The sequence below is a fragment of the Actinomadura sp. WAC 06369 genome (assembly GCF_003947565.1).
Classification (GTDB): Bacteria; Actinomycetota; Actinomycetes; order Streptosporangiales; family Streptosporangiaceae; genus Spirillospora; species Spirillospora rifamycini.
Genome location: NZ_QHJN01000433.1, coordinates 1 through 461, shown reverse-complemented (window position 1 = coordinate 461; position 461 = coordinate 1). Strand labels below are relative to the sequence as shown.

Sequence of the window (461 nt, the reverse complement as noted above, 5' to 3'; positions counted from 1 at the left end):
CCGGTCGCGGGTTTCTCCGCGGCCTCGCTCACCGCGCCGGTCGATGCCGCCTCACCGGGCACTCAGCCTCCTCGGGTCCGTGCGGGCGCCGCATGCCGTCCGCCCCGCGGGTGAGCGCCCGTCCCCACCGGGCTCGATTGCGCCAGTGTATCCGGCGCCGGTTCCGTGTTAGACGGTAACCAGCGAGTGGACGTCGAGATTCCCGACCTTGTCGCGCCCGTGCAGGAACGACAGCTCCAGCAGGACGGAGAGCCCGACCACCTCGCCGCCGCAGCGCCGGACGAGGTCGGCGGCGGCGCGGGCCGTCCCGCCGGTGGCCAGGACGTCGTCGACGATCAGGACGCGGTCGCCGGACTCGAAGGCGTCCGCGTGGATCTCGATCGTCTCCGTCCCGTACTCGAGATCATAGGTGGCGGCGTGCGTCCGCGCGGGCAGTTTGCCCTTCTTGCGGACGGGCACGA

At 72.5% G+C, this 461-nt stretch carries 1 protein-coding gene; it reads right to left on the bottom strand.

What is annotated here, in order from left to right:
• Positions 1–168 precede the first annotated feature (168 nt).
• Positions 169–461: adenine phosphoribosyltransferase (locus tag DMH08_RS39840; protein WP_125621462.1), on the bottom strand; the 293-nt coding region annotated here is incomplete at its 5' end.